The sequence below is a fragment of the Rhizobium sp. TRM95796 genome (assembly GCF_025779995.1).
Lineage (GTDB): Bacteria > Pseudomonadota > Alphaproteobacteria > Rhizobiales > Rhizobiaceae > Rhizobium_E.
This window is the reverse complement of record NZ_JAOXHE010000002.1, coordinates 313,683-337,594: the sequence shown is the minus strand read 5'-3', so window position 1 is coordinate 337,594 and position 23,912 is coordinate 313,683. Positions and strand designations below refer to the sequence as shown.

The following is a 23,912-nucleotide window of genomic DNA, read 5'->3' as shown; positions in this document are numbered from 1 at the left end:
TGTCTCTCCGTCAGATGCGGCGCGTCAGCACCGGGCCTTTGTCGGAACCGAATTCGGCGAGCAAAGTTTCACCGGCGATCGCCGTCTGACCGATCGAGACCCGCGGCGTAAAGCCTTCGGGCAGATACACGTCGAGGCGCGAGCCGAAGCGGATCAGGCCGAAACGCTCACCGGCGTCGATGGCCTGGCCTGCATGGGACCAGCAGACGATGCGCCGCGCCACCAGCCCCGCAACCTGCACGACGCCGATCTTTCCGCGAACCGTGTCGATCACCAGCCCGTTGCGTTCATTCTCGTCGCTCGCCTTGTCGAGGTCGGCGCTGAGGAACTTGCCTTCGCGATAGGCGATCTGGCTGATCGAGCCGCGCATGGGCGCGCGGTTCACATGGCAGTTGAACACATTCATGAACACCGAAATCTTCAGCATCGGCTCGTCGCCGAGGCCGAGTTCGGCCGGGGGCGGGCAAACGGAGATCAGCGACACCTTGCCGTCGGCCGGGCTGATCACCCAGTCCTCGTCCTGCGGCACAGACCGCTCGGGATCGCGGAAGAAATAGGCGCACCATGCCGTCAGCACCATGCCGACCCAGAACAGCGGATACCAGATGAGGCCCAGCACCACGGAGGCCACGAAAAAGGCCAGGATGAACTTGTGTCCCTCGCGGTGAATGGGAACAAGGGTGCTCTTGATCGTGTCGACCAGGCTCATGGTGGGAAAAACTCCTGTTTTCGTCAGGCTTTGGCCTAGCGCGAAATGGGCGCCCCTTCAACCATGTTCAAGATGCGGGTGGGGATAGTTCGCGTCTTGGACCCGAAGAAGGACGCAAATGGGCCGCGCGTCAGACGATGCGTCTCACATAGCGTTTGCCGAGACTGGTCAGCAATTCATAGCTGATCGTGCCGGCGGCGCGGGCGGCGTCTTCGATGGGAACATTGGGCCCGAAGAATTCGGCGTAATCGCCGGCTCGGACGAGACCTTCGGGTATTTCGGTGACGTCGACCATGGTCAGGTCCATGGTGATGCGCCCGAGGATAGGGGCGCGATGGCCGGAGATCATGACCCCGCCGGATTTGAGGCCCGTATCCCGCAAGGGGGCGCCGGCGCCGGACGCCGCGCGATGCCAGCCGTCCGCGTAACCCGCGCCGAGGATGGCGATGCGGCTGTCGCGGTCGAGTTTTTCGCGCGCGCCATAGCTCACGGTCTCGCCGGCTTTGGCGGTGCGGATCTGGATGATCCGCGCCTCGGCGGTGGCCACCGGGCGCGGCAAGAATCCGTCCAGCGTCAGCCCGCCATAGAGAGCGATGCCGGGTCGGGTGAGATCATAGTGATAGTCCGGCCCCAGCAGAATTCCAGCGGAACTCGAAAGGCTTGACTCGGCCTCTTCGAAAAGCGCGGCAAGCGGTTGAAAAGACTCGTTTTGCCGCGCATTCAGAGCGTTGTCGGCTTCATCGGCGCAGGCGAGGTGGCTCATCACCACGACAGGCTCGCCTCCCGATTGCGCATAGGCCGAAGCCTGTGAGGGCGTCAGCCCGAGGCGGTTCATGCCGGTGTCGATGAACAAGGCATGGTCCAGCGCTCCGCCCAAGCCGGCGATCAGATCCAATTGTTCGGGCGAAGCGGCGACCGGAATGATCCTGCGGCTGATTGCGAGGGCTTCCTGGCCGGACCAGAGGCCGGAGACGGAGAAGATGCGGGCGTCCGGCGCAAGCGCGCGCAGGCATGCGCCTTCCTCGATCGTCGCAACGAAGAAGTTCTTGCATCCGGCGCGCACGAGCGCCGGCGCGATAGCCTCGACGCCGAGTCCATAGGCGTCGGCTTTCACTGCGGCGCCAGTCTGCGCCTTGGAGCGCGCCGCGATGTCGCGCCAATTGGCGACGCAGGCGCCGACGTCGATGGTGAGGCGGCTGGCGGCGACGGTGAAATCGGGCGGCGGGAGAGGATCATGGCGCATGCGGGCTGGAATAAGGGCAAACGCCGCGCGGGGCAACGGCGGCGGCAGGGGCCCCGCGCATTTTGTTCAAGACCCTCGGCGCGGCGTCTGATAAGACGGGCGCATGCATAACATTTCCCAGCGGCAGGCCTCCGACGCCATGCCGACCGATAAATCCGAACATGCGCGGTTCTGGCGGGACGCCCGCTTCAGGGATATGGAATGCATGCGGGCCACCTTCATCACCCACGAATTCTCGCCGCATTCCCACGACACGTTTTCGATCGGTTCGATCGAAGCCGGCTGCCAGATGGCTATGATCCGCGGCGCACGGGAAATGACCGGTCCGGGCGCTCTCTACCTCATCAATCCCGGCGAAACCCATGACGGCCAACCGGGGGCCGAAGACGGCTATCGCTACCGCATGATCTATCCGGACACGCAGGTGTTCACGGAAATCCTGGAGGATGTCAGCGGAAAGGTTCTCCACGGCGCGCCGAGCTTCCAACGGCAACTGATCTCCGATCCGCATCTGGCCGAGCGCTTCTGCCGCGCCCATCGCGCCATCGAGGAAGGCGCAAGCGCGCTCGAGGGCGAGGAGAGCATGTATACGGTGCTGCTCGAAATATTCTCCCGGCACGGCGCTCAGATCGTCGCACCGCCTGACCGTGCGGAGCCGTTGGGCGTGCGCCGCGCCCGCGACTACATCGACGCCCATTATGAGGAGGAGATCTCGCTGGACTTGCTGGCGCGCATCGTTGGTCTGAGCCGCGCCCATCTCATCCGCGCTTTCCGCAAGCACTATTTCATCACGCCGCATGCCTATCAAACCGATCTGCGCATCCGCCGGGCGAGGCGGCTTCTGCGGCGAGGCGCAGCGCCGTCGGAAACGGCGATGCTGTGCGGTTTCGCCGATCAGGCGCATCTGACGCGGCATTTCAAGGCGCGCACCGGGGTGACGCCCGCTGTTTTCCGCGCCGGCTGATCAATTTCCTTCAAGACGTTTCCGCCCCGCTCGCGTTATGCGGCGAGCGATTGAAGGAAACGCCATGACTGAGACCCGATCCGACATGCTCCTCGGAGCCCGCACCATCTTCCCCATCATCATCGCCGCCTTTCCCATCGGCCTCGTCTTCGGCGCGGTTGCGGTAGGCAAGGGCCTGTCGCCGCTCGAAGTCGGCCTGATGAGCGCGCTCGTCTTTGCCGGCGGCTCGCAATTCGTCGCCATGGATCTCTGGACGCATCCGGCGTCCTGGAGCGCTCTGGGTTTTGCGGCGCTGCTGGTCAATATGCGGCATGTGCTGATGGGCGCGTCGCTCGACCGCGCGCTGTCAGCCTTTCGCGGGCCGCAGAAGCCGCTGGCGCTGATGGTGATGGCCGATGAGAACTGGGCGCTGGCCGAAGCGCGCGCCCGCGCTGCACCGCTCACGCCCGCTTACTATTTCGGCATGGCAGCGCCCTTCTATCTCAACTGGATCGTTTCGAGCCTGATCGGCGCCGGCCTCGGCGCGCTTCTCGGCGATCCCGCGGTCACGGGTTTGGATTTCGCTTTTCCGGCTTTGTTCATCGTGCTGGTGATGGGCTTCTGGAAGGGCCGCGCCACCGCGCTCGTGCTTCTGGCAAGCGGCGCGGCTGCCGTTGTCACCCATCAGACCGTCGGCGGCGCCTGGCACATCGTTGCGGGCGCGTTGGCCGGCCTCGTCGCCGCCACCGCGCTTGCGCTCAAGGGAGACGCCGCATGAGCCTCGATCCCGCCACGCTCCTCGCCATCATCGCCATGGCGTCCGCCACCATCCTTACCCGGCTCGCCGGCCCCATGCTCATCCGCGTCGTGCCGATCGGCCCGATCGCCCGCCAGGCCCTCGACGCCATTCCGCCCGCCGTACTCATGGCCGTCATCGCGCCCACCGCCTTCGCCACCGGCTGGGCCGAAACCATCGCCTGCGCGCTCACCGCTCTCTCCGCCCGCCGCCTGCCGCTGCTCGCCAGCATCGCGATTGGCGTGGCGGCGGTGTTCGTGCTGCGGCGGGTGGGGTTGTAAGATGTTCTTCACCAACAGTCTGACACGGCAATTGACCAAGGCTTTGTCATTTTCGGAGTGAAGCCGCATCTATGGCTTCAGTTGAGAAAATTTTCAGAGTGTGCATTAGTTGAGAGGGCTTGCATGGCCCGTACCTCAACGAGGTGATCTATGAACCTGGTTCTACGCCTGCCAAATGATCTACAGGAGAAGCTCGACGCAGCCGCCCAGCGCGAGGGGGTTACCCCTGACACGCTGGTAATTTCCGCGCTGCGGGAGCACTTGGCCGAGATGGAAGATATAATCATCGCGGAAGAGCGGCTGGCGGATCTTGAAGCTGGCCGCTCGAAAACGGTGCCGCTGGAAGAACTGGTGGCGATTTATGGCGTGGAAGATTGAGTTCGACGAGCGCGCCGGGAAAGACCTATCAAAGCTCGACCGCCTCCAAAGCCGAAGAATCATCACCTTCTTGTATCGGAGGCTCGCTTTGTTGGAGGATCCTAGGTCCATCGGCGAGGCATTGAAGGGTAAGCGCTTTTTCGGCATGTGGAAATACCGGGTCGGCGACTACCGATTGATCGCGCGTATCCACGACCAGAAAATAACAATTGTCATATTGCGAGTTGGGCATCGCAGCCAAGTCTACGATTGAAAAGGCCGGGCTTTCGCCCGACCCATCCCTCAATGCTCTTCATATTGGGCGAAGCTCGGGTCCGCCAGATCCGCGAAGCGGGTGAATTCGGACTGGAAGGCGAGCTTGACGGTGCCGGTCGGTCCGTGGCGCTGCTTGGCGATGATGACGTCGGCCGTGCCCTTGACCTTGTCGAACAGCTGTTCCCATTCGTTGTATTTGGGATCGTCGGGATCGCGGGGCTCGAGGTTCTTGACGTAATATTCCTCGCGGAACACGAACAGCACCACGTCGGCGTCCTGTTCGATCGAACCGGACTCGCGAAGGTCCGAGAGCTGCGGGCGCTTGTCTTCGCGGCTTTCCACCTGACGCGACAGCTGCGACAGCGCGATGATGGGAACATTGAGCTCCTTGCCGAGCGCCTTGAGGCCGGTGGTGATCTGGGTGATTTCCTGCACGCGGTTCTCACCCGATTTTCCGGAACCGGTCATCAGCTGGATATAGTCGACCACCATGCAATCCAGGCCGCGCTGGCGCTTCAGGCGACGGGCGCGGGCCGATAGCTGGGCGATGGAGATGCCGCCGGTCTGGTCGATGAACAGCGGGATCTTCTGCATCATCTGCGAACAGGCGACCAGCTTTTCGAAATCAGCTTCGGTGATGTCGCCGCGACGGATCTTGGAGGATGAGACTTCCGTCTGCTCCGAGATGATGCGGGTGGCCAGCTGTTCGGCCGACATTTCGAGCGAATAGAAGGCGACGACGCCGCCGTTGCGCGCCTTGAAAGATCCATCGGGCAGCACTTCCGGCTCGTAGGATGCGGCGATGTTGTAGGCGATGTTGGTGGCGAGCGAGGTCTTGCCCATGCCGGGACGTCCGGCGAGAACGATCAAGTCCGAACGCTGCAGACCGCCCATGCGGGCGTCGAGCGAGTGGATGCCGGTGGAAATGCCCGACAGGCTGCCGTCGCGCTCGAAGGCGGCGCCGGCCATATCGATCGCTTGCGACACCGCGTCGGCGAAGGACTGGAAGCCGCCGTCGTAGCGGCCGGTTTCGGCGAGTTCGAACAGGCGGCGCTCGGTGTCCTCGATCTGCGTCTGCGGCGGCATGTCCAGCGGCGCGTCATAGGCGATATTGACCATATCCTCGCCGATGGTGATCAGCGAGCGGCGGAGCGCGAGATCGTAGATCGCGCGGCCGTAATCCTCGGCGTTGATGATGGTGACGGCGTTTGCGGCGAGTTGGGCGAGATATTGCGCCACCGTCATGTCGCCGACTTTTTCTTCGGCCGGCAGGAAGGTCTTGATCGTCACCGGATGGGCGGTCTTGCCCATGCGGATGATGTCGGCGGCGACCTCGTAGATGCGGCGATGCAGCGGCTCGTAGAAATGCACCGGCTTCAGGAAATCCGACACGCGGTAATAGGCGTCGTTGTTGACCAGGATCGCGCCGAGCAGCGCCTGTTCGGCCTCGATATTGTTCGGAGCCTCACGGTGATGCGGGGTCGCTTCGGTATTGCTGATGGCGCTTAGTCGGCGCGCGGCGTCCTTCATGGTCATCTGCCTGTCATGAATATGTTGTCGGCCATCTATAGGGGGCAAAGTCGCCCGGGAGTCGATTGCCGCCGCTTTTTCCGATTCTTTTGTCCGATGTCCACAGGACGTCGGGCATGGTGGATAACTTTTCCCTTGAACCGGTCCGGAATTGACCAGGCCGAATCGGAAAAAGCCTGATCGACTATAGATCAGGCCCTTGAAATTCAAAAGAGAATCGCGCGCCGGAGCTACTCCGCCGCCGCCTGCGGAAAGCGCGCCACGCCTTCGCCCTGGCGCTGCTCGATCGCGCGCAGACAGGCCTCCGCCTCGTGGATGTAATCGCGCGTCAGCGGCACGGCTTGCTGGTCATGGGCGAGCTGTATCTGGAAGATCACCAGGTTCTGCCAGCGGAAGGCGCTTTCGGAGCCGGCGAGATAGAATTCCCACATCCGGCAGAACCGTTCGTCATACAGCCCCTTCGCCTCGTCGCGCCGCGCCATGAATCGCTCGCGCCACGCCTTCAGCGTCTCGGCGTAATGCAGGCGCAGGATCTCGATGTCGGTGATCTTCAGGCCGGAGCGCTCGATCGCCGGCATCACTTCCGACAGCGCCGGGATATAGCCGCCGGGGAAGATGTATTTCTCGATGAAAGCGTTGGTGGTTGCGGGCACATCGGTGCGGCCGATCGTGTGCAGCAGCATCACGCCATCCTTCTTGAGAAGCTTGGCGCATTGCTGAAAATACTGGTCGTAGAAAGGGCGTCCGACATGTTCGAACATGCCCACCGACACCAACCGGTCAAACTGCTCCTGCACATGCCGGTAGTCTTCGAGTTCAAAGCGAACGCGCTCGGCGAAGCCGACATCCTCGGCGCGCTTGCGGGCGATCGTGAGCTGTTCGTCCGACAGCGTCACGCCCTTGACCGAGGCGCCGAGGAAACGGGCGAGATAAAGCGCCATGCCGCCCCAGCCGCAGCCGATGTCGAGCACGGAGAGGCCGGGCCGCGTCATCGCCATCTTGGCGGCGATGTGCCGCTTTTTGGCGAGTTGCGCCTCTTCGAGATCGGCGTCTTTGGTCTCGAAATAGGCGCAGGAATATTGTCGATCCTTGTCGAGGAACAGATCGTAGAGCGCGCCGGTCAGGTCGTAGTGATGCTGGACGTTCCTGCGCGACCGGTCCGCGACGTTGAACTCCTTGAAATGCCGCAGCTTGTAGCGCAGCGCGGCGATCGCCTTCATCCAGGGGCGTTGCTGGAACTCCCCGCCGGGATCGCCGGTGAACACCGCCTCCAGAAAATCATACATGTCGCCCTGGACGAGATCGATCTCACCTTCGGCATAATAGTGTCCGAGGTAGAATTCCGGATTGCCGAGAATGCCGCGCTCGGCGCGTTTGGTGTTGAAGCGGATATGGACCGGTTTTCCGTGGCCGCCGCCGTAATGTCGGGACTTGCCGTTCGAGAAGGTAACGGTGAGGTTGCCACGGCGGATGATGGTCGAAATGAATTTATGCAGAAGAGCATGCAACATGGGTGTCACCACGCGACAGAGTCTGACTGCGGCCGGGGCGGTAACGATGACGCGACGGTAGCAGCACCTTACGAAACGTTAATTATTCTTTAAGCTACCAAAAAAAGTCGCGTTTTCAATAGGAAAATTGCCCCTGTTGAAGCAGGCTCCGGCTGGCGATGAAATAAGCGGCATTTATGGTAAATTTCAAAAGAGAAACGCCTCCGGTTTTCACCGGAGGCGTTGTCTTTGAGGCGTGTCTGGAAAGTTTCCAAATGGCCGGATCAGATTTCGTCGTCTTCCTCGACGGAATTCGGATCGAAGAAGTCTTCCGGACGCAGCGCGTCTTCGTCGACGCCGTAGATGGCTTCGGCGGAGGTGAGGTCTTCACCCTTGGCCTGGCGACCGGCTTCATCAGCCGAGCGGGCGACGTTGAGCTCGATCTCGATCTCGACTTCCGCATGCAGGTGCAGAACAACCTTGTGCAGGCCGATGGCCTTGATCGGGGTGTTCAGGTCGACCTGGTTGCGGCCGATGTTGAAGCCTTCGGCGGCGAGCACGTCGACGATGTCGCGCGCGGCGACCGAGCCGTAGAGCTGGCCGGTTTCGCCGGCGGAGCGAACCACGATGAAGGACTTGCCTTCGAGCTGGTCGGCGACCTTCTGCGCTTCCGAACGGCGCTCGAGGTTACGGGCTTCGAGCGTGGCGCGCTCGGATTCGAAGCGAGCCTTGTTGCCGGCGTTGGCGCGCAGCGCCTTGCCCATCGGCAGCAGGAAGTTACGGGCGTAGCCGTCGCGAACCTTCACGGTTTCGCCCATCTGGCCGAGTTTGTTGACGCGTTCGAGAAGAATGACTTCCATTGTCTTGTCCTTTCAGAGTTAGGTGTTGGCGTCGTTTGCGGGTTTGTTCTGCGTCAGCGGGATGGCGCGACGCGGATTGGCGAGCCCGCCAGCGATGACCAGCAGGAAGCCGATCACGGGCAGGAAGAAGAAAGTCAGCAGATAGACCAGCACGAGGCCGGGAAAGCCCCAGCTCTTGCCGCGCAGATAGGCGTGGATCACCGCGAAACCGGCGAGCAGGAAACCGCCGGCGCAGGCGCCGACCAGGCTCGCGCCGATCATGCCGATCTTGCCGCCGACGAACATCGCCGCCAGGCCGGCGATCAAGACGACGATGGCCACCCGGTTCATGCGCAGGCTGGTCGCCATGTCCTCGCGCGGGCGGAGGTTGCGACCGGCGGCGGAGAGGAAGCGCATCGCGAAATAAAAGCCGGCGAACAGCGCGATCATCATCTGCATCGCCTGGGCGAAGGGCCAGATCACCCGGATCAACGCGATCATTTCGTCGCGGGGCAGCGTGTCCATCTGGGCGCCGGCGCCGCTCATATCCGCCATCATCTGCTGCATGGCGTCGGCGAGCGCAGCATAGAGCGCCTCGATATGCGGCGAGGCGAGCGTGGTGTAGACCGAGGCGATCGCCGTCAGCACGGCGCCCGCGAACAGCACGTCCGAGAGCGGATACCATGCGGTGGCGGTATCGGGGCCGCCGATCTCGCTCGCGGGGCGAGACATGTTGGCGAGATGGCTCATCACCGCTGCGGGAACCAGCGGAGCCGCGGTCATCAGGAAAGCGAGCGGGGAAGACAGAAGAACGGCGTTAGCGAGCGCCGCCGTGCCGATCGCGACGATGCAGGCGAGAAGACCGAAACCGAGGCCGGCGGCGAAGATCGCGGCCATCGACAGGAAAATAAGGATGATCGAAAGCGCGACGAAATACCCGCCCGCAGCCATCAGAACGGCGGCGGCCAATCCGGCGATCACGCCGATCAGGATCGGGTTCATGGTTTTCGTCATCAAACTCTCGCTGTCCTGCGCCCGAGGGGTTCGCAGTTAGGGGAGGCGTTTCCGCAAGGTCCCCAACATGGGATTTCAAAGTTCCGATCCGCGCCCATCGCGGAAGGGAAAGGGGAGGGCGAAGCCGCCATCCCCTCAAGTCATGACGCAGAGTCAGATGACGCTGAGTCTTGCCGCAGAGTCAGCCGCGATTAAGCGACGACGTAGGGCAGCAGGCCGAGGAAGCGGGCGCGCTTGATGGCCTGGGCCAGTTCGCGCTGCTTCTTCTGGGAAACCGCGGTGATGCGCGAAGGAACGATCTTGCCGCGCTCGGAAATGTAGCGGGACAGGAGCTTGACGTCCTTGTAGTCGATGCGCGGCGCATTGGCGCCCGAGAACGGGCAGGTCTTGCGACGACGATGGAACGGACGGCGCGCCGGAGCGGAGGAAGTGTCAGCCATTACAGGATCTCCTTAGGATTCGCGCGGACGGAACGGACGGTCGCCATCGCGACGCGGCGGACGATCGCCGTCTTCGCGGCGCGGACGGAACGGACGGTCGCCATCTTCGCGGCGCGGACGGTCGTCGCGGTCGCGCTTCTGCATCATGGCGGAGGGGCCTTCCTCGTGAGCTTCGACCTTGACGGTCATGAAGCGGAGGATGTCTTCGTTGTAGCGCTCCTGGCGCTCGACTTCCTGCATCGCAGCAGCCGGGGCGTCAACGTCCATGAGAACGTAGAAGGCCTTGCGGTTCTTCTTGATGCGGTAGGTCAGGCCCTTGAGGCCCCAGTTTTCGATGCGACCAACTTTGCCGCCAGCGGCTTCGATCACGCCCTTGTAGGTTTCGACGATAGCGTCGACCTGCGGGGCTGCGAGATCCTGGCGGGCAAGGAGAATGTGTTCATAGAGAGCCATGAAACTCTTTGCCTTTCTTGCGTTTCATCAATCCCATCCGGTTTGGCGCCAAGCCTCAACGACTGATCTCTGGGTGCGAGGCGGACCTCGCGGGCAAGAAAAGCGTCTTTACGGTTCACGGTCGAGAGCGGAGACACGGGAAGCCGGAACCCTCTGGCTCCAAGCGGTTTCATTCTCGAAACCGGCCTTCCGTACAGCCACCAGCCAATAAGACCGGATGTTTGATGAAGCGGGCTTATACACGGAAAGCCGGGGATTGCAACCCCTCAGCCGCGCGGCTGCAGGCAGCCAGCTTGCGTTTCATAGGCGTAGATCGTCCGCCCGCGATAATAGCCTGTCTCCGGCGTCCAACTGACCAGCAGTTTCGGCGTCGCTGCCGCGCAGTCCAGCGGCTTGCGGGTCAGGAAAAGGGCCTTCTGGCCGGGTTCGGCGCCATCCTGGAGCGCATAGGGGAATGTCTGTTCATAGTAGTTTTCAGGAAAACCTTCCGGAGCCTGCGCTTTGAGCGTGAGCTTGGAATCGCGCAGCGTATGGAAGAGGTCGGCGAGCATGTCGCGGTTGTCGGAGACGATGATGGTAAGTCCCGCGGCGCGCGCCAGTTCCGCCGCCTTGAGGCTCACTTCGGCGCGGCCCGTGTTGCGCTTGACCAGACCGAAGGGGATTGCCTCGGGAAAAGCGGGCAGGATCGGGAAGGCCAGCGCAATCGCCCCCGTCAGCGCCAGCGACAGCGTCAGCCCGCGCGGCCAGAGCCGGGCGAGCAGCATGACGGCGACGATGGCGCCGGCGGCATAGGCGGAGGCCGCCCAATTGGCCTCGGCCTTGGCGATCAAGGCCTGCAACGTGATCAGCCCCACCACCGGCAGAGACAGCCAGAGAAGGATGCGTTCATGCGGCTCCGCCCGCCGGCGGATCGTCAGAAAGCCCGCATAAAGCAGCGCCGCAAACAGGATTGGCCCCATCACCGCCAATTGCGCGCCGAAGAATTCCAGCGCCTTGAGCGGCTTCAGCGCCATCTGGTTCCATCTGGCTATGTCTTCCGTATGCTTCACCGTCGCGCCGCCATGGGTGAGGTTCCAGAGAAGATTGGGCGCGGCGACGAGGGCCGCGACGACGACCGAGATCGCGAAATCGCGGATGGCGATCCGCGCCTGCGGGATGAGCAGAAGCGCCAGCGCGCCGCCCGGCAGCAGGAACAGCAACGCATATTTGGACAGGAAGGCGCAGCCGACGCCGAGGCCCATGACGAGCGCGAGCGTGACAGACCGTTTTTCGGTGAGGCCGAGATAGGCCCACAGCGTCAGCGCGATGAAGAAGATCAGCGGCACGTCGGTGGAGAACATATAGGCCGACAGCGTGACGGCGGGGATGGCGATATAGCTCGCGCCCACCCAGGCGGCGTTTTCCGGCGAAGTCACGCGCCGGGCCGCCGCCATCAGCATCAGCGCATTGGCGGCGTGCAGGAGCGGGCCGCACAGCCTGATCCAGACAATGTCGCTCGAACCGGCCGCGCCCGTGACCGCCGCGATGATCCAGGCGATCATCGGCGGCTTGGAGTAATAGCCGAAATCGAGATGCTGCGACCACAGCCAGTATTGCGCTTCGTCGACAAACAGGTCGGTGCGATCGAAGGCGAGCCAGACGATCCGCCAGACGGTGACGGCGAGGATGATGACGAGGCTGGCGCGGACGGTCATTGCGGGCTCACTCTGCGGCGGGGCCGCGACAACGGCCGGGTGCTCACCGGTTGCGGACATGGAGCTCGACGACGATGTCGCCGTCACGGGCGGAAAAGGCGATGGCGCGTCCCTTTGATACGACCTGCCTGACCACGCCGCCGGGATCGAAGAGCTCGGCTTTGCGCTCGATTAGCCAGACGCGATCGGCTCCGTCAATCGCCTTTTGCAGCGCGGGAGCATCCGAGGTCTCGATCGCCGGAGCGCCGAGATTGGTGATGTAGCGGCGCGCCGCATCCCGCACTGGAAACGGCCCCGGCGCAAAGAGGATGGGGGGCAGGTCTGTCTGGCCGGGGGCGTAAAAGGCGAACGGCGCGAAGACTTCGTTGGGCGAGGCGACAATGCGGTCGCCCGGCCGGCTCTCGCGCGCGATCGTCGCGACGATCTCGCGCCACGGCTCCTTCACCGGCTTGCCGCCGATGATCGTCGCCGCATTGCTCAGGACGATGAGCAGCACGGTCGCGATGGCGAGCCCGCGCCGTCGCGCCGCCAGATCGGCAAGGCCGATCGCCGCGACGACGAGGCAAGCCGGCGTCATCCAGGCGAAGAGGCGGTCGATGAAGATCGGTTTTGCGATGAAATGTGTGGCCAGGACGAGAGCGAGCGGCAGAAAGACCGTGGTTGCCGCAAAGATCGCCACCGGCCTGTCGAACGCCCATAGCCGCCGGAAGCCGAGCGCCATTCCGACGACGACGGGCGCAACGGCGAAGCCTCCGCCTGAAATCAGCGGCAAGACCGCGAACGCATCGGCGGCCTTGGCCTGCGTCCAGAACGGCATCGCCGCCATCGCGCGGCCCTGTTCGAGAAAGATCGGCAGAGCCGGCGACCAGATGATCAGCGCCCCGAGCCCGGACGCGACGATTCCCGCCAGGCTGCCAAACATGTTGGGCGGACGGACCATGATGACGGCGACGGCGAGACCGGACCACAGACCGAGGCAGATGAAGAAGCCGGTGTTGTGAAGCCAGAGGATGAGGCCTCCGGCGACCGAGAGCAGCGCGAGATCGGCCAGGACCGGCGTCGATCGCCCGGCGCGGTTATCGCCGAGGCGCTTGATCAGCCGCAGGGCGGCGAACATCGCCACAGTCACGAAAAGCGTCATCAGCGCATAGGGACGCGCATCGGCGGCCCTGTTGACCATGTCGCCATGCGCGGCCAGCAACAGCGCCGCCCCCAAGGCGATTGCGTCGCCTCGTTTGGGCAGGTCGAGGAGACGCGACGAACAGGCGACGAGGCCGATGGCGGCCAGATCGGCGACGAGCGAGAGGCTGCGCAACCCGGCCTCGCTCCGTCCGAACACCGCCGACCAAGCTTTCAATAGCGAATAGAAGAAAGGTGGATGGGTTTCATAGGAGGGCGCGTCGCCCCAGAGCTCGGACAGCGATTTGGCGGAAAAAAGAGCGCTATAGGCTTCGTCGAGCCAGAACGATTCCCGTGTCAGACCCGGTAGCCGGATGGCGGCCGCCAGCGCCAGGACGGCGAGGCAGGCCAGGCCGAAACGTTTGATGTCCATCGCCGAGCTTGCCTTCCTGAAAGCGAGAGCCGTCGCTTTTGCGTTGGCGTCCTCACTATCGAGCGAACAGGGTTAGCAATATCTGAACGACGCCTGTTCTTTGTAGCGGGCGGCCGTCGGCGGCTACTTCGCCACTTCATCGCGTCGAGCCTGGTCGGAGGAGCGAGCCAACGGGCCGGCGCAGACGTAACAAGGACAACCGAGCCCGAAGCGGGGCCGCAAGGAGACGCAAATGTCGCAGACTTCCCGTTCCACCGTCACCCTGATCGCGTTCGTCGCCGGGGTTCTTGGCGTGGGGATCTATATCGGAATGTCCAATCCACCCGGCGATTGGTACGCCAACCTGAACAAGCCGCCTTTCAATCCGCCCGCTTGGGTTTTCGCGCCGGCCTGGACCATCCTCTACATCCTGATCGGCATCGCCGGCTGGCGCGTGTTCATGCAGGATCTTCATGGCCCGGAGATGAAGCTCTGGGTGGCGCAGATGGCGCTAAACTGGGCCTGGTCGCCGGCCTGGTTCACACTGCATTGGCGTTGGGGATCGGTCGCCATCATCCTGGCTCTGTGGGCCGCCATCGCCGGCTTCATCGCCACGACCTGGCGTCGCGATCGCCTCGCGGCGCTGCTGTTTGCGCCCTATCTCGCCTGGGTCAGCTTCGCCACGCTTCTGAATGTTTCGCTCGTGCTTCTCAATCCGTGAGGAAAAGGATCGTTCATGCCCTATGTCAGCATCACCGGCATGCGGGTGCGCAGCGTTTGGCGTCTTCCGCGCTTCGCCTTCCACGCCGTCCACAGCATGTCGCAGGCGCGGCGCGCGGAAGGCAATCTCTTCGCCGATGCGCGCAAGATCGACGGCGTCCATCACACGCTGACGGTCTGGACCGACCGCACCGCGATGCTCGCCTATCTACGCGTCGGCGCCCATCGCCGCGCTATGAAGGCCTTTCTGATGCTTGGAACGGGTTATGCGTTCGGCTTCGAGGCCGCAATCCGGCCCGATTGGACGGCGGTGCATGCGCTCTGGCTGGCTGAAGGCGTGCGTCGGGTCGATCCGCGGTCGCAGGGCGCGCCCGATGAGGAGCGCGCATCAGGGTTGCCGCCACAAGGCGGACGGCCTTTCGTCACTCCGTAAGCCGCGCCCCCTCGCTGCCGGAGGATCCGCCATAGGCTGAAATCTTCCAGTTCGCCGAATTGATGATCATCTGGTTGACCACCATCGAGATCTTCTCGGTGACATTGGTGGTGGAGTTGTAGGTTACGTTGCGGTTGGGCAGATAGATGATGCCCTCGAGGTTTTCGCCGTTCGAGCCGTTGAAGATATATTGGGTCTTGTTGGCGTTGTTGGAGGCGTTCGAGGTCTTTTCGAACATCAGCACGCCTTTATAGGTCCCGCTGGTGGGCGCCGACGCCGTGAAGGTCAGGCCGCCATTGGCGCGGATTTCGCTGTTCACGTCCGGGAAATAGAAGGTGACGCCCGTCGCGTTCACCGTCGCGCCGGAGTTGATGATCATCCGGCCCTTGATGATGTGCAGGCCCGGCTTGAAGGTGATGGTCGGGCTGCCGTTGAAGCCCGTGTCGCAATGGACGCCCGGCTCCATCGTCACCGTATTGCTGTTGAAATATCCACTGGTGGTGCATGTCGAGGGCACCGTCGGTTCCGTGAAAGCGCTCGCATAGGGATCGGTCTGCGCCGCGCAGCCCGTCTTGAGATTGGCGAGCGTGCCGCCGTTCTTGATATAGTTGACGCCCTTGACGCAGAATTCGGCCAGGTTGATCGTCGAGCCGCTGTTCATGATGAACGCCGGATTGGCGGTCGACCGCACATGCATCTTGCAATCACTCGAAGTCACGTTCGCGCCGGAATTGATGAGCACATCCTGTCCCGAACTGCCGAGCACGGTGATGCAGGGGCCCGATTGCGACATGGCCGCCGTTGATTTCACCCTAAGCGTGAGCGTCTTGAAGCCGAAGAGACCCATGAAGCTGGTGTTGTAGGATCGGGTGAATGTCGCCGTCAGCGAATTGTCCGAATTGGTCTTGAGCGAGAGTTGGGTGGTGTAATCGATCGTCTCGAGCTCACGCGGCTTGCCGTCCGGCGCCAGCGTCGCACCGAGAAAATTGGCCGACATGTATTTTTCGATGATGCTGCGGCGCGACGCATCGGTGGTTTCGCGCACGGCCGCCAGCACGCCCGCATCGAGCGACGACTGCATCAGCTGCCGTTGATCCGACGCCATGCCGTAGTCTATCGCCGCGCCGACGCCTCCGACAACAACCGGCATCGCCAGGGCTGCAACCAGAGCCACATTGCCTTTTATATCGTGGAAAAACGCCCGAAGGACATCGAGCGTTGGTAAATTTCTCATGCCGCAGGCTCCAGATGAAAAGCTCATCTGTATCCTAGCGGAACATGAGTGAAGATCAGGTTTATCCGATCGTTACGATTGTCCCGAAAATCAGGCTTCTCTCAAATAGGCATCGGATATCGCCTGATCACGCCGGCAATTTCCTGCTGAATTTCGGGGGAAAGCGCCAGATCGGCAGCAGAGAGATTGATCTTCAGCTGCTCCATCGTCGTCGCGCCGATGATCACCGAGGTCATGAAAGGCCGCGTCAGGCACCAGGCCAGCGCCATGGCCGACGGGTCGAGCCCATACCGGCGGGCGACGTCGACATAGGCCGCAACCGCCGGCTCTTGCAGCGGCTGGAAGCGGCCGCCGAGATCGCCGTTGATGGCGGCGCGACTGCCTCCGGGCTTTTGGCCGTTGAGATATTTTCCGCTGAGCAGACCGGCGGCGAGCGGAGAATAGGAGAGGAGGCCGACCTGTTCGTGATGGGTGAGTTCGGCATAGTCGAAATCATGGGCGCGATAGAGCAGGTTATATTCGTTCTGTACCGAAGCCATGCGCGGCAGCCCATGCTTTTCGGCGAGGTCGAGGAACTGCATCGTGCCCCAGGCGGTTTCGTTGGAGAGGCCGACGGCGCGGATCTTGCCGGCCTTCACCGCTTCATCCAGCGTTTCCAGGCATTCGAGCATATTGTCGAGGATTTCGGCCTTGGGCGGCTGCTTCTCCGGATGGTAGTTCCAGATCTGGCGGAAATGATAGTGGCCGCGATTAGGCCAGTGCAGCTGGTAGAGATCGATGTAATCGGTCCTGAGGCGCTTCAGCGACTGCTCCAGCGCATCCTCGATCTCCTTGCGGTTGATCGGCGCGCCGCCGCGGATATAGCTGCGGCCCGGGCCGGAAATCTTGGTCGCCACGACGATCTTGTCACGATTGCCTCGCGCCTTCATCCATTCGCCGATGATGGATTCGGTCGCGCCTTGCGTTTCCGCCGATAGCGGCGTGACCGGATAGAGTTCGGCGGTGTCGAAGAAGTTGACGCCGGCCTCGACCGCATGGTCCATCTGTTCGAAACCGTCGGCCTGGTCGTTCTGGTCGCCGCCCCAGGTCATGGTGCCCAGGCAGATTTCTGACACGGAAATACCGGTCCGGCCGAGAGAATGGAATTTCATGGGAAATGGCTCCGATGTGAAAATCGGGCGAAATGTAGGCCAATTTTGTTGCGCCGCAAGATGGCGGAACGGGAGAATATGGCGGGAAAAGCCTGATTATCTCGGAGCGCGAAGCTTGACAGGCTGCAACATTGTGTGAATTGGAAGACAAAAACCATAAAGGGAGACACCCAATGGCGGTCGCATTCACCTTTCCTGGCCAGGGCAGCCAGGCCGTCGGCATGGGCAAGGACCTCGCCGAGGCTTTCCCGGAAGCCCGCGCCGTGTTCGATGAAGTCGACGAGGCTCTCGGCGAAAAGCTGACATCGACGATGTGGGACGGCCCCGAGGAAAAGCTGACGCTGACGGCCAACGCCCAGCCGGCGCTCATGGCCGTGTCGCTCGCCGCCATCCGCGTGCTCGAAGCCCGCGGCCTCGATCTCGAGAGCAAGGTCGCCTATGTCGCCGGCCATTCGCTCGGCGAATATTCGGCGCTCGCCGCCGCCGGCGCTTTCTCCATCGGCGACGCAGCGCGTCTGCTGCGCATTCGCGGCAACGCCATGCAGGCCGCGGTCCCCGCCGGCAAGGGCGCCATGGCCGCCATCATCGGGCTGGAACAGGCGGATGTCGAAGCCGTCTGCGCCGAAGCCTCTGAGGCTGACGGTGGTTGCCAGATCGCCAATGACAATGGCGGCGGCCAGCTGGTGATCTCGGGCGAGAAGGGCGCGGTCGATCGCGCCTGCGCGCTCGCCACGGCGAAGGGCGCCAAGCGCGCCATTCTCCTGCCGGTGTCGGCGCCGTTCCATTCGTCGCTGATGGCGCCCGCCGCCGATGCGATGGCGGACGCGTTGTCCAAGGTCACGATCAACAGCCCGGTCGTTCCGGTGATCGCCAATGTCGCGGTCGCCCCGGTGACCGATCCCGCCGAGATCGCCTCGCTCCTCGTCAAGCAGGTGACCGGCCAGGTGCGTTGGCGCGAGACTGTGGAGTGGTTTGCCGCCAACGGCGTGACCACGCTTTATGAAATCGGCGCGGGCAAGGTGCTGACCGGGCTCGCCCGCCGCATCGACAAGACCGTGACAGGCGTGGCCGTCAACGGCCCGCAGGACATCGAAGCCGCGCTTTCCGCCCTCAACGGCTGATCCGGCGCCAACAGAAGAGAGGAAGTCTCATGTTCGATCTTTCCAGCCGCAAGGCGTTGGTGACCGGCGCTTCGGGCGGCATCGGCGAAGAAATCGCCCGCGCGCTCTACGCGCAGGGCGCCATCGTCGGCCTGCACGGCACCCGCCGCGAAAAGCTCGAGGCGCTGGCCGCCGAGCTCGGCGAACGCGCCCATATCTTCACGGCCAATCTCAGCGACCGCGCCTCGATCAAGCCCTTCGCGGCCGAAGTCGAGGCCGGCCTCGGCGGCGTCGACATCCTCGTCAACAATGCCGGCATCACCCGCGACGGCCTGATGATGCGCATGAGCGACGACGACTGGGACGCGGTGATCGCCGTCAACCTCACCGCCGCCTTCACGCTGACACGCGAACTCACGAGCCCGATGCTGAAGCGCCGCTACGGCCGCGTCATCAACATCAGCTCGGTGGTGGGAACGACCGGCAATCCCGGCCAGGCCAATTACTGCGCGTCCAAGGCGGGCATGGAAGGCTTCACCAAGTCCTTCGCCGCCGAAGTCGCCAGCCGCAACATCACCGCCAATTGCATTTCGCCCGGCTTCATCGAAAGCGCCATGACAGAAAAGCTCAATGAAAAGCAGCAGGAAGTCATCTCCGCCAAGATCCCGATGAAGCGCATGGGCAAGGGCGCGGAAATCGCCGCCGCGGTGGTTTTCCTGGCGTCTTCCGAGGCGTCCTATGTCACCGGCCAGACCATTCACGTCAATGGCGGCATGGCGATGATCTGAGAATGGGGGATGAGTCGCAGGCCTTGTCGCAAGCCCTTGATATTGGGTGTTGAACAGGCGCGGGCGGCTCATTTTCTGGCTTTGCGCGGGAATTAAACCGTGTTAAGCCGCAAGAGACTGAGTGCAGTCCTTGTCTGCCAGGTTCGCGATAAAATCGGTTTAGACCGGATTTGGACGCGAACGGCTGAACGGAACCGCTAAAGACCCGACAAGGGCGCGCGGTTTAAAAAATGGTTAACGGCGTCATAACGGCGCACGACATGAACGAAGGTCGAGGAATCCGACATGAGCGATATCGCTGAACGCGTGAAGAAAATTGTGATTGACCATCTCGGCGTCGAAGCCGAAAAGGTCACCGAAGCCGCCAGCTTCATCGACGACCTGGGCGCCGACTCGCTCGACACCGTCGAACTCGTCATGGCCTTCGAAGAAGAATTCGGCGTGGAAATCCCTGACGACGCCGCCGATTCGATCCTCACGGTCGGCGACGCCGTGAAGTTCATCGAAAAGGCTCAGGCTTAAGCCTCATCGAGTTGAGCGCTTGCCGTCGCGGTTTTGGCCGCACGGCAAGCGTTTTTTCTATTGTCTAATGATAAAACGCATAGGGTGGAGGGCAAACCATGAGACGTGTCGTGATTACGGGTCTCGGCATGGTGACCCCGCTCGGCTGTGGCGTCGACGCCACCTGGGCGAACCTGCTCGCAGGCAAGAACGGCGCGCGCAAGGTCACTGAATTCGAAGTCGAGGATCTGCCGGCCAAGATCGCCTGCCGGATTCCGCTCGGCGACTACAAGGACGGCGCGTATAATCCCGACGAGTGGATGGAGCCGAAGGAACAGCGCAAGGTCGATGCGTTCATCGTCTACGGCATGGCAGCCGCCGACATGGCGCTGGCCGATGCGGGCTGGAAGCCCGAGACCGACGAAGACCAGATCCAGACCGGCGTCCTGATCGGCTCAGGCATCGGCGGCATCGAAGGCATCGTCGAGGCCGGCTATACGCTGCGCGACAAGGGTCCGCGCCGGGTCTCTCCCTTCTTCATTCCCGGTCGCCTGATCAATCTGGTTTCCGGCCAGGTGTCGATCCGCCACAAGCTGCGCGGCCCGAACCATTCGGTCGTCACCGCCTGCTCGACCGGCGCGCACGCCATTGGCGACGCCGCCCGTCTCATCGGGCTCGGCGATGCGGACGTGATGGTCGCCGGCGGCACGGAATCGCCCGTCAGCCGCATTTCGCTCGCCGGCTTTGCCGCCTGCAAGGCGCTGTCGACCGCCTATAACGACGAGCCCCATCGCGCATCACGCCCCTATGACAAGGACCGCGACGGCTTCGTCATGGGCGAGGGCGCAGGCATCGTCGTTCTGGAAGAACTGGAACACGCGCTGGCGCGGGGCGCCAAGATCTATGCCGAAGTGGTCGGCTACGGCCTTTCCGGCGACGCCTATCACATCACGGCCCCGTCGGAAAACGGCGAAGGCGCTGAGCGTTGCATGCGCATGGCGCTGAAGCGCGCAGGCCTCGAGCCCTCCGACATCGACTATATCAACGCCCACGGCACCTCGACGATGGCCGACACGATCGAACTCGGCGCCGTCGAGCGACTTCTGGGCGAACACGCGGCCAAAGTATCGATGTCGTCGACCAAGTCGGCCACCGGCCATCTGCTCGGCGCCGCCGGCGCGATCGAGGCGATCTTCGCGACGCTGGCGATCCGCGACAATATCGCGCCGCCGACGCTGAACCTCGACAATCCCGAGGTGGAGACGCAGGTGGATCTGGTGCCGAAGACCGCGCGCAAGCGCAAGATCGACGTGGCGCTGTCCAACTCCTTCGGCTTCGGCGGCACCAACGCCTCGCTGGTGTTGAAGCGCTACGCGGCCTGAGGCCCTAGCGGCTCCGCTTGCGCGGGGCCGCCGCATGACTTTCCTGTTTCTGCCGCAATGCCGCTTTAGGAAAAGCCGGTTCTGCGTCGTGAATCAGTTTTCGAGGACTTCAGGTGACCGAACCCAACCAGACAACCAATGGTCAGTTTGGCCGCCAGGACAATGGCGAGGCAGGCGGGCGTTTCATACCTCAGTCGGCCAACGAGGCTCTGAGGCCGGAAAAGGTGCCGTCGCCGCCGAAGCGCTCGCGCGAGGCGCGCAGCCAACTGGTGATCTTTCTGAATTTCGTCATGAGCATGATCACCTTGGCGACCGTCGGCGCGGTCGCCCTGGTCTACTATGCCTTCCACGAGTATCAGGCTCCGGGACCGCTCGAAACCAACACGACCTTTCTGGTGCGCGAAGGCGCGGGCGTGAAGGAAATCGCCAGCGCGCTCGAACGCCGCAACATCATTTCGCAGGCGCGGATCTTCTCGAGCGTCACGAGTTTCCTCGGCGCTGGCGAGGCCATGCGCCACGGCGAATACGAGATCAAGGCCGGCGCCTCAATGGAAGAGGTGATGGAGCTGTTTCGCTCCGGCAAATCGATCCAGTATTCGATCACCTTTCCGGAAGGTCTGACGGTCAAGCAGATCTTCAAGCGTCTGGCCGCCGATCCCGTGCTCGAAGGCGAACTGCCTGTCGATCTGCCGCCGGAAGGAAGCCTGAGGCCCGACACCTACAAATTTACCCGCGGCAGCGATCGCAAGGCCATCGTCGAACAGATGAAGGCCAGCCAGTCCAAGCTCATCGAACAGGTTTGGAATCATCGCGACAGCGATTTACCGATCGAGAGCAAGGAAGATCTGGTCGTTCTCGCTTCCATCGTCGAGAAGGAAACCGGCAAGCCGGACGAACGGCCCCAGGTCGCCTCGGTCTTCCTCAACCGCATCCGCAAGAATATGCGGCTGCAGTCGGATCCGACCATCATTTACGGCATCTACGGCGGTGACGGCAAGCCGGCCGACAAGCCGATCACCCAGTCCGACAAGACCAAGGAAACGCCCTACAACACCTATGTGATCAAGGGCCTGCCGCCGACGCCGATCGCCAATCCCGGCCGGGCCGCGCTCGAAGCGGTCGCCAATCCCTCCAAGACGGATTATTTCTACTTCGTCGCGGATGGCAGCGGCGGTCACGCCTTCGCCAAGACGCTGGACGAGCATAACGGCAATGTGCGTCGCTGGCGCCAGATCGAGGCGGAAGCCGCCAAGCAAAAGGCGGCGGGCGGCGAGACGGATGCAGAGGCAGGGGCGGCGCAGGACGCCAACTAAGCGGGGCGGGGCTTGAAATCATGACATTGCAATCCATGACCGGTTTCGCCCGGTTGGATGGACAGATCGGTCGTTACCAGTGGGCGTGGGAATTGCGCTCGGTCAATGGCAAGGGGCTGGATATCCGCCTGCGGCTGCCGCCCGGCCTCGATCGGCTGGAGGCGGAGGCGCGCCGCCGGCTCGGGCAGGTTTTCGCCCGCGGCAATATACAGGCGTCGCTGTCTTTGCAGGCCGGGGTCGGCAAGGTCGAAGCCGTCATCAATGACGCCGCTCTCGACGCCGTGATGACGCTTCGCGAGCGCCTCGGCGATCGCATCGATCCTGCTCCCTTGAGGCTCGACACGCTTCTGTCGATCCGCGGCGTGGTCGACTTTAAAGAAGAAGACGAGGATGACGGCGCAAAAGATGCGCTGGACCGGGCGGTGTTCGAGGGACTGGATAAGGCATCGGCCTCGATGAAGGCCATGCGCGAACGCGAGGGCGCGGCGCTCGGAGGCGTGCTCGGCGGCCAGGTCGACGTCATCGAACGACTGGCGGCCGTCGTCGAACTCGATCCGTCGCGCAGTCCGGACCAGATCCGCTCCCGTCTGGAAAACCAGATCGCAGCTCTCCTCGACAGCCCGCAAGGCTTCGATCGCGACAGGCTCTATGCCGAAGTCGCGCTGATGGCGACCAAGGCCGATGTGCGCGAGGAAATCGATCGTCTCAAGGCGCATGTCGCCGCCGCCCGCGATCTTCTCGCCAAGGGTGGGCCGGTAGGGCGTAAGCTCGATTTCATCGCCCAAGAATTCAATCGCGAATCGAACACGATCTGTTCTAAATCCAACAGCGCGGCGGTCACGGCGGCAGGCATCGAACTGAAAGTCGTGATCGATCAATTCCGCGAACAAGTCCAGAATCTGGAGTGATAGATGGTCAAGACTGCCGGCACGGTCGTCAATATTGCGCGACGCGGTTTGATGCTCGCGATCTCCTCTCCTTCCGGCGCCGGTAAATCGACCATCGCCCGCAATGTGCTGGAAGCCGATCCGACCATGTCGATGTCGGTGAGCGTCACCACACGCCAGCGTCGCCCCTCCGAGATCGAGGGCGTGCATTACCATTTCATCAGCCACAAGGAATTCGAGCGGCTCAAGCAGAGCGACTCCTTGCTGGAATGGGCCGAAGTGCATGGCAATTTCTACGGCACGCCGCGCGAGGCCGCCGAAAACGCCATGGCCGAGGGCCGCGACATGCTGTTCGATATCGACTGGCAGGGCGCGCAGCAATTGCAGGAAAAAGTGCCGGCCGACGTCGTCTCTATCTTCATCCTGCCTCCGACCATGGATGAGTTGCAGAGCCGCCTCAACCGTCGCGCCGAAGACAGCGCCGAGGTGATCGCCACCCGCCTGGCCAATGCCCGCGCAGAAATCGCTCATTGGCGCGAATATGACTATGTGGTGGTCAATGACGACCTCAACCGCGCTTTCACCTCGGTGAAGGCGATCGTGGAAGCCGAACGGCTCCGCCGCGACCGCCGCCACGGTCTCTTCGACTTCGTGCAGACATTGGTGGAATGATACCGGGGGCCGCGATGCCCGACGCGCACTGGAACGGCAAAACGTTTCTGCCGCAAATCGCTTTATCGAAAACGAGCCTTTCGTTGGAGCGTTCTGCGGCAGGTACTTTTTTGCGAGACGGCGACGGCGTCGCGT

The 23,912-nt window shown here is 62.9% G+C and carries 26 protein-coding genes; 14 read left to right on the top strand and 12 right to left on the bottom strand.

Annotated features, from left to right (window positions below; translation table 11 throughout):
• Window positions 1–10 precede the first annotated feature (10 nt).
• Both OCK01_RS07720 and alr read right to left on the bottom strand, forming a co-directional pair.
• The gene (locus OCK01_RS07720) at window positions 11–709 is read right to left on the bottom strand and encodes a phosphatidylserine decarboxylase (RefSeq protein ID WP_182826720.1); all 699 of its coding nucleotides are present in this window, start codon (window positions 707–709) and stop codon (window positions 11–13) included.
• Window positions 710–839: 130 nt separating this feature from the next.
• Window positions 840–1,952 carry an alanine racemase gene (gene alr / locus OCK01_RS07715; protein ID WP_263823246.1) on the bottom strand — a complete coding sequence of 371 codons (1,113 nt, stop codon included), beginning with the start codon at window positions 1,950–1,952 and terminating at the stop codon, window positions 840–842.
• 103 nt (window positions 1,953–2,055) lie between these two features.
• Here alr and OCK01_RS07710 point away from each other — a divergent pair, with 103 nt between their 5' ends.
• The 5 genes from OCK01_RS07710 (at window position 2,056) to OCK01_RS07690 (ending at window position 4,603) form a co-directional block, all read left to right on the top strand.
• Entirely contained in the window at window positions 2,056–2,916 is an 861-nt protein-coding gene (locus OCK01_RS07710) for an AraC family transcriptional regulator (protein WP_263823245.1), read from the top strand.
• 64 nt (window positions 2,917–2,980) lie between these two features.
• A complete protein-coding gene (locus tag OCK01_RS07705) occupies window positions 2,981–3,673 on the top strand; it encodes an AzlC family ABC transporter permease (RefSeq protein ID WP_263823244.1) in 693 nt (230 codons plus the stop codon).
• Window positions 3,670–3,972 carry an AzlD family protein gene (locus OCK01_RS07700; RefSeq protein ID WP_263823243.1) on the top strand — a complete coding sequence of 101 codons (303 nt, stop codon included), beginning with the start codon at window positions 3,670–3,672 and terminating at the stop codon, window positions 3,970–3,972. The genes OCK01_RS07705 and OCK01_RS07700 overlap by 4 nt, the downstream gene beginning before the upstream one ends.
• Before the next feature lie 150 nt (window positions 3,973–4,122).
• On the top strand, window positions 4,123–4,350 hold the full coding sequence (locus OCK01_RS07695) for a hypothetical protein (RefSeq protein WP_263823242.1): 228 nt from the start codon (window positions 4,123–4,125) through the stop codon (window positions 4,348–4,350).
• Window positions 4,334–4,603 (top strand): type II toxin-antitoxin system RelE family toxin, encoded by a 270-nt coding sequence (locus OCK01_RS07690; protein WP_263823241.1) that lies wholly within the window; start codon window positions 4,334–4,336, stop codon window positions 4,601–4,603. Before OCK01_RS07695 ends, OCK01_RS07690 begins: the two co-directional genes overlap by 17 nt.
• A gap of 29 nt (window positions 4,604–4,632) precedes the next feature.
• Here OCK01_RS07690 and OCK01_RS07685 read toward each other — a convergent pair whose 3' ends face one another.
• The 8 genes from OCK01_RS07685 to OCK01_RS07650 all read right to left on the bottom strand — a co-directional run bounded on the left by OCK01_RS07685 (window position 4,633) and on the right by OCK01_RS07650 (window position 13,617).
• Window positions 4,633–6,135, bottom strand: coding sequence for a replicative DNA helicase (locus tag OCK01_RS07685; RefSeq protein WP_263823541.1), 1,503 nt, complete (start codon window positions 6,133–6,135; stop codon window positions 4,633–4,635).
• 230 nt (window positions 6,136–6,365) lie between these two features.
• Window positions 6,366–7,643: an SAM-dependent methyltransferase gene (locus OCK01_RS07680; protein ID WP_263823540.1), complete on the bottom strand. Its 1,278-nt coding sequence runs from the start codon at window positions 7,641–7,643 to the stop codon at window positions 6,366–6,368.
• Window positions 7,644–7,909: 266 nt separating this feature from the next.
• The gene (gene rplI, locus OCK01_RS07675) at window positions 7,910–8,485 is read right to left on the bottom strand and encodes a 50S ribosomal protein L9 (protein WP_182826712.1); all 576 of its coding nucleotides are present in this window, start codon (window positions 8,483–8,485) and stop codon (window positions 7,910–7,912) included.
• Window positions 8,486–8,503: 18 nt separating this feature from the next.
• Complete coding sequence (locus OCK01_RS07670) at window positions 8,504–9,478, bottom strand: YybS family protein (protein WP_263823240.1); 975 nt, start codon at window positions 9,476–9,478, stop codon at window positions 8,504–8,506.
• Between the two features lie 191 nt (window positions 9,479–9,669).
• Window positions 9,670–9,918: a 30S ribosomal protein S18 gene (gene rpsR / locus OCK01_RS07665; protein ID WP_137154006.1), complete on the bottom strand. Its 249-nt coding sequence runs from the start codon at window positions 9,916–9,918 to the stop codon at window positions 9,670–9,672.
• Window positions 9,919–9,930: 12 nt separating this feature from the next.
• Complete coding sequence (rpsF, locus tag OCK01_RS07660) at window positions 9,931–10,371, bottom strand: 30S ribosomal protein S6 (protein ID WP_182826710.1); 441 nt, start codon at window positions 10,369–10,371, stop codon at window positions 9,931–9,933.
• A 266-nt stretch (window positions 10,372–10,637) separates the two neighbouring features.
• On the bottom strand, window positions 10,638–12,065 hold the full coding sequence (locus OCK01_RS07655; protein WP_263823239.1) for an ArnT family glycosyltransferase: 1,428 nt from the start codon (window positions 12,063–12,065) through the stop codon (window positions 10,638–10,640).
• Window positions 12,066–12,108: 43 nt separating this feature from the next.
• A complete protein-coding gene (locus OCK01_RS07650) occupies window positions 12,109–13,617 on the bottom strand; it encodes a hypothetical protein (RefSeq protein WP_263823238.1) in 1,509 nt (502 codons plus the stop codon).
• Between the two features lie 232 nt (window positions 13,618–13,849).
• Here OCK01_RS07650 and OCK01_RS07645 point away from each other — a divergent pair, with 232 nt between their 5' ends.
• A complete protein-coding gene (locus tag OCK01_RS07645) occupies window positions 13,850–14,317 on the top strand; it encodes a TspO/MBR family protein (RefSeq protein WP_263823237.1) in 468 nt (155 codons plus the stop codon).
• 15 nt (window positions 14,318–14,332) lie between these two features.
• Window positions 14,333–14,749: a hypothetical protein gene (locus tag OCK01_RS07640; RefSeq protein WP_263823236.1), complete on the top strand. Its 417-nt coding sequence runs from the start codon at window positions 14,333–14,335 to the stop codon at window positions 14,747–14,749.
• Here OCK01_RS07640 and OCK01_RS07635 read toward each other — a convergent pair.
• Both OCK01_RS07635 and OCK01_RS07630 read right to left on the bottom strand, forming a co-directional pair.
• Window positions 14,739–15,983: a TadE/TadG family type IV pilus assembly protein gene (locus tag OCK01_RS07635; protein WP_263823235.1), complete on the bottom strand. Its 1,245-nt coding sequence runs from the start codon at window positions 15,981–15,983 to the stop codon at window positions 14,739–14,741. The two genes, OCK01_RS07640 and OCK01_RS07635, sit on opposite strands and share 11 nt — an antisense overlap.
• 101 nt (window positions 15,984–16,084) lie before the next feature.
• Window positions 16,085–17,134: an aldo/keto reductase gene (locus OCK01_RS07630; RefSeq protein WP_263823234.1), complete on the bottom strand. Its 1,050-nt coding sequence runs from the start codon at window positions 17,132–17,134 to the stop codon at window positions 16,085–16,087.
• A gap of 173 nt (window positions 17,135–17,307) precedes the next feature.
• Here OCK01_RS07630 and fabD point away from each other — a divergent pair, with 173 nt between their 5' ends.
• The 7 genes from fabD to gmk all read left to right on the top strand — a co-directional run bounded on the left by fabD (window position 17,308) and on the right by gmk (window position 23,777).
• Complete coding sequence (fabD, locus tag OCK01_RS07625) at window positions 17,308–18,255, top strand: ACP S-malonyltransferase (protein WP_263823233.1); 948 nt, start codon at window positions 17,308–17,310, stop codon at window positions 18,253–18,255.
• 29 nt (window positions 18,256–18,284) lie between these two features.
• Entirely contained in the window at window positions 18,285–19,022 is a 738-nt protein-coding gene (fabG, locus tag OCK01_RS07620; RefSeq protein ID WP_263823232.1) for a 3-oxoacyl-[acyl-carrier-protein] reductase, read from the top strand.
• A 285-nt stretch (window positions 19,023–19,307) separates the two neighbouring features.
• The gene (locus OCK01_RS07615; RefSeq protein ID WP_137153999.1) at window positions 19,308–19,544 is read left to right on the top strand and encodes an acyl carrier protein; all 237 of its coding nucleotides are present in this window, start codon (window positions 19,308–19,310) and stop codon (window positions 19,542–19,544) included.
• Window positions 19,545–19,642: 98 nt separating this feature from the next.
• Window positions 19,643–20,905: a beta-ketoacyl-ACP synthase II gene (fabF, locus tag OCK01_RS07610; protein ID WP_263823231.1), complete on the top strand. Its 1,263-nt coding sequence runs from the start codon at window positions 19,643–19,645 to the stop codon at window positions 20,903–20,905.
• A 113-nt stretch (window positions 20,906–21,018) separates the two neighbouring features.
• Window positions 21,019–22,218: an endolytic transglycosylase MltG gene (mltG, locus tag OCK01_RS07605; RefSeq protein ID WP_263823230.1), complete on the top strand. Its 1,200-nt coding sequence runs from the start codon at window positions 21,019–21,021 to the stop codon at window positions 22,216–22,218.
• Between the two features lie 20 nt (window positions 22,219–22,238).
• The gene (locus OCK01_RS07600) at window positions 22,239–23,126 is read left to right on the top strand and encodes a YicC/YloC family endoribonuclease (protein ID WP_263823229.1); all 888 of its coding nucleotides are present in this window, start codon (window positions 22,239–22,241) and stop codon (window positions 23,124–23,126) included.
• Between the two features lie 3 nt (window positions 23,127–23,129).
• Window positions 23,130–23,777 (top strand): guanylate kinase, encoded by a 648-nt coding sequence (gmk, locus tag OCK01_RS07595; protein ID WP_182826698.1) that lies wholly within the window; start codon window positions 23,130–23,132, stop codon window positions 23,775–23,777.
• The last annotated feature ends 135 nt before the right edge of the window (window positions 23,778–23,912 follow it).

Excerpts from the sequence above, each read along its gene's own strand:
- OCK01_RS07720 (WP_182826720.1), bottom strand. The coding sequence starts at position 709 with ATGAGCCTGGTCGACACGATCAAGAGCACCCTTGTTCCCATTCACCGC.
- alr (WP_263823246.1), bottom strand. The coding sequence starts at position 1,952 with ATGCGCCATGATCCTCTCCCGCCGCCCGATTTCACCGTCGCCGCCAGC.
- OCK01_RS07710 (WP_263823245.1), top strand. The coding sequence starts at position 2,056 with ATGCATAACATTTCCCAGCGGCAGGCCTCCGACGCCATGCCGACCGAT.
- OCK01_RS07705 (WP_263823244.1), top strand. The coding sequence starts at position 2,981 with ATGACTGAGACCCGATCCGACATGCTCCTCGGAGCCCGCACCATCTTC.
- OCK01_RS07700 (WP_263823243.1), top strand. The coding sequence starts at position 3,670 with ATGAGCCTCGATCCCGCCACGCTCCTCGCCATCATCGCCATGGCGTCC.
- OCK01_RS07695 (WP_263823242.1), top strand. The coding sequence starts at position 4,123 with ATGAACCTGGTTCTACGCCTGCCAAATGATCTACAGGAGAAGCTCGAC.
- OCK01_RS07690 (WP_263823241.1), top strand. The coding sequence starts at position 4,334 with ATGGCGTGGAAGATTGAGTTCGACGAGCGCGCCGGGAAAGACCTATCA.
- OCK01_RS07685 (WP_263823541.1), bottom strand. The coding sequence starts at position 6,135 with ATGAAGGACGCCGCGCGCCGACTAAGCGCCATCAGCAATACCGAAGCG.
- rplI (WP_182826712.1), bottom strand. The coding sequence starts at position 8,485 with ATGGAAGTCATTCTTCTCGAACGCGTCAACAAACTCGGCCAGATGGGC.
- OCK01_RS07670 (WP_263823240.1), bottom strand. The coding sequence starts at position 9,478 with ATGACGAAAACCATGAACCCGATCCTGATCGGCGTGATCGCCGGATTG.
- rpsR (WP_137154006.1), bottom strand. The coding sequence starts at position 9,918 with ATGGCTGACACTTCCTCCGCTCCGGCGCGCCGTCCGTTCCATCGTCGT.
- rpsF (WP_182826710.1), bottom strand. The coding sequence starts at position 10,371 with ATGGCTCTCTATGAACACATTCTCCTTGCCCGCCAGGATCTCGCAGCC.
- OCK01_RS07655 (WP_263823239.1), bottom strand. The coding sequence starts at position 12,065 with ATGACCGTCCGCGCCAGCCTCGTCATCATCCTCGCCGTCACCGTCTGG.
- OCK01_RS07650 (WP_263823238.1), bottom strand. The coding sequence starts at position 13,617 with ATGGACATCAAACGTTTCGGCCTGGCCTGCCTCGCCGTCCTGGCGCTG.
- OCK01_RS07645 (WP_263823237.1), top strand. The coding sequence starts at position 13,850 with ATGTCGCAGACTTCCCGTTCCACCGTCACCCTGATCGCGTTCGTCGCC.
- OCK01_RS07640 (WP_263823236.1), top strand. The coding sequence starts at position 14,333 with ATGCCCTATGTCAGCATCACCGGCATGCGGGTGCGCAGCGTTTGGCGT.
- OCK01_RS07635 (WP_263823235.1), bottom strand. The coding sequence starts at position 15,983 with ATGAGAAATTTACCAACGCTCGATGTCCTTCGGGCGTTTTTCCACGAT.
- OCK01_RS07630 (WP_263823234.1), bottom strand. The coding sequence starts at position 17,134 with ATGAAATTCCATTCTCTCGGCCGGACCGGTATTTCCGTGTCAGAAATC.
- fabD (WP_263823233.1), top strand. The coding sequence starts at position 17,308 with ATGGCGGTCGCATTCACCTTTCCTGGCCAGGGCAGCCAGGCCGTCGGC.
- fabG (WP_263823232.1), top strand. The coding sequence starts at position 18,285 with ATGTTCGATCTTTCCAGCCGCAAGGCGTTGGTGACCGGCGCTTCGGGC.
- OCK01_RS07615 (WP_137153999.1), top strand. The coding sequence starts at position 19,308 with ATGAGCGATATCGCTGAACGCGTGAAGAAAATTGTGATTGACCATCTC.
- fabF (WP_263823231.1), top strand. The coding sequence starts at position 19,643 with ATGAGACGTGTCGTGATTACGGGTCTCGGCATGGTGACCCCGCTCGGC.
- OCK01_RS07600 (WP_263823229.1), top strand. The coding sequence starts at position 22,239 with ATGACATTGCAATCCATGACCGGTTTCGCCCGGTTGGATGGACAGATC.
- gmk (WP_182826698.1), top strand. The coding sequence starts at position 23,130 with ATGGTCAAGACTGCCGGCACGGTCGTCAATATTGCGCGACGCGGTTTG.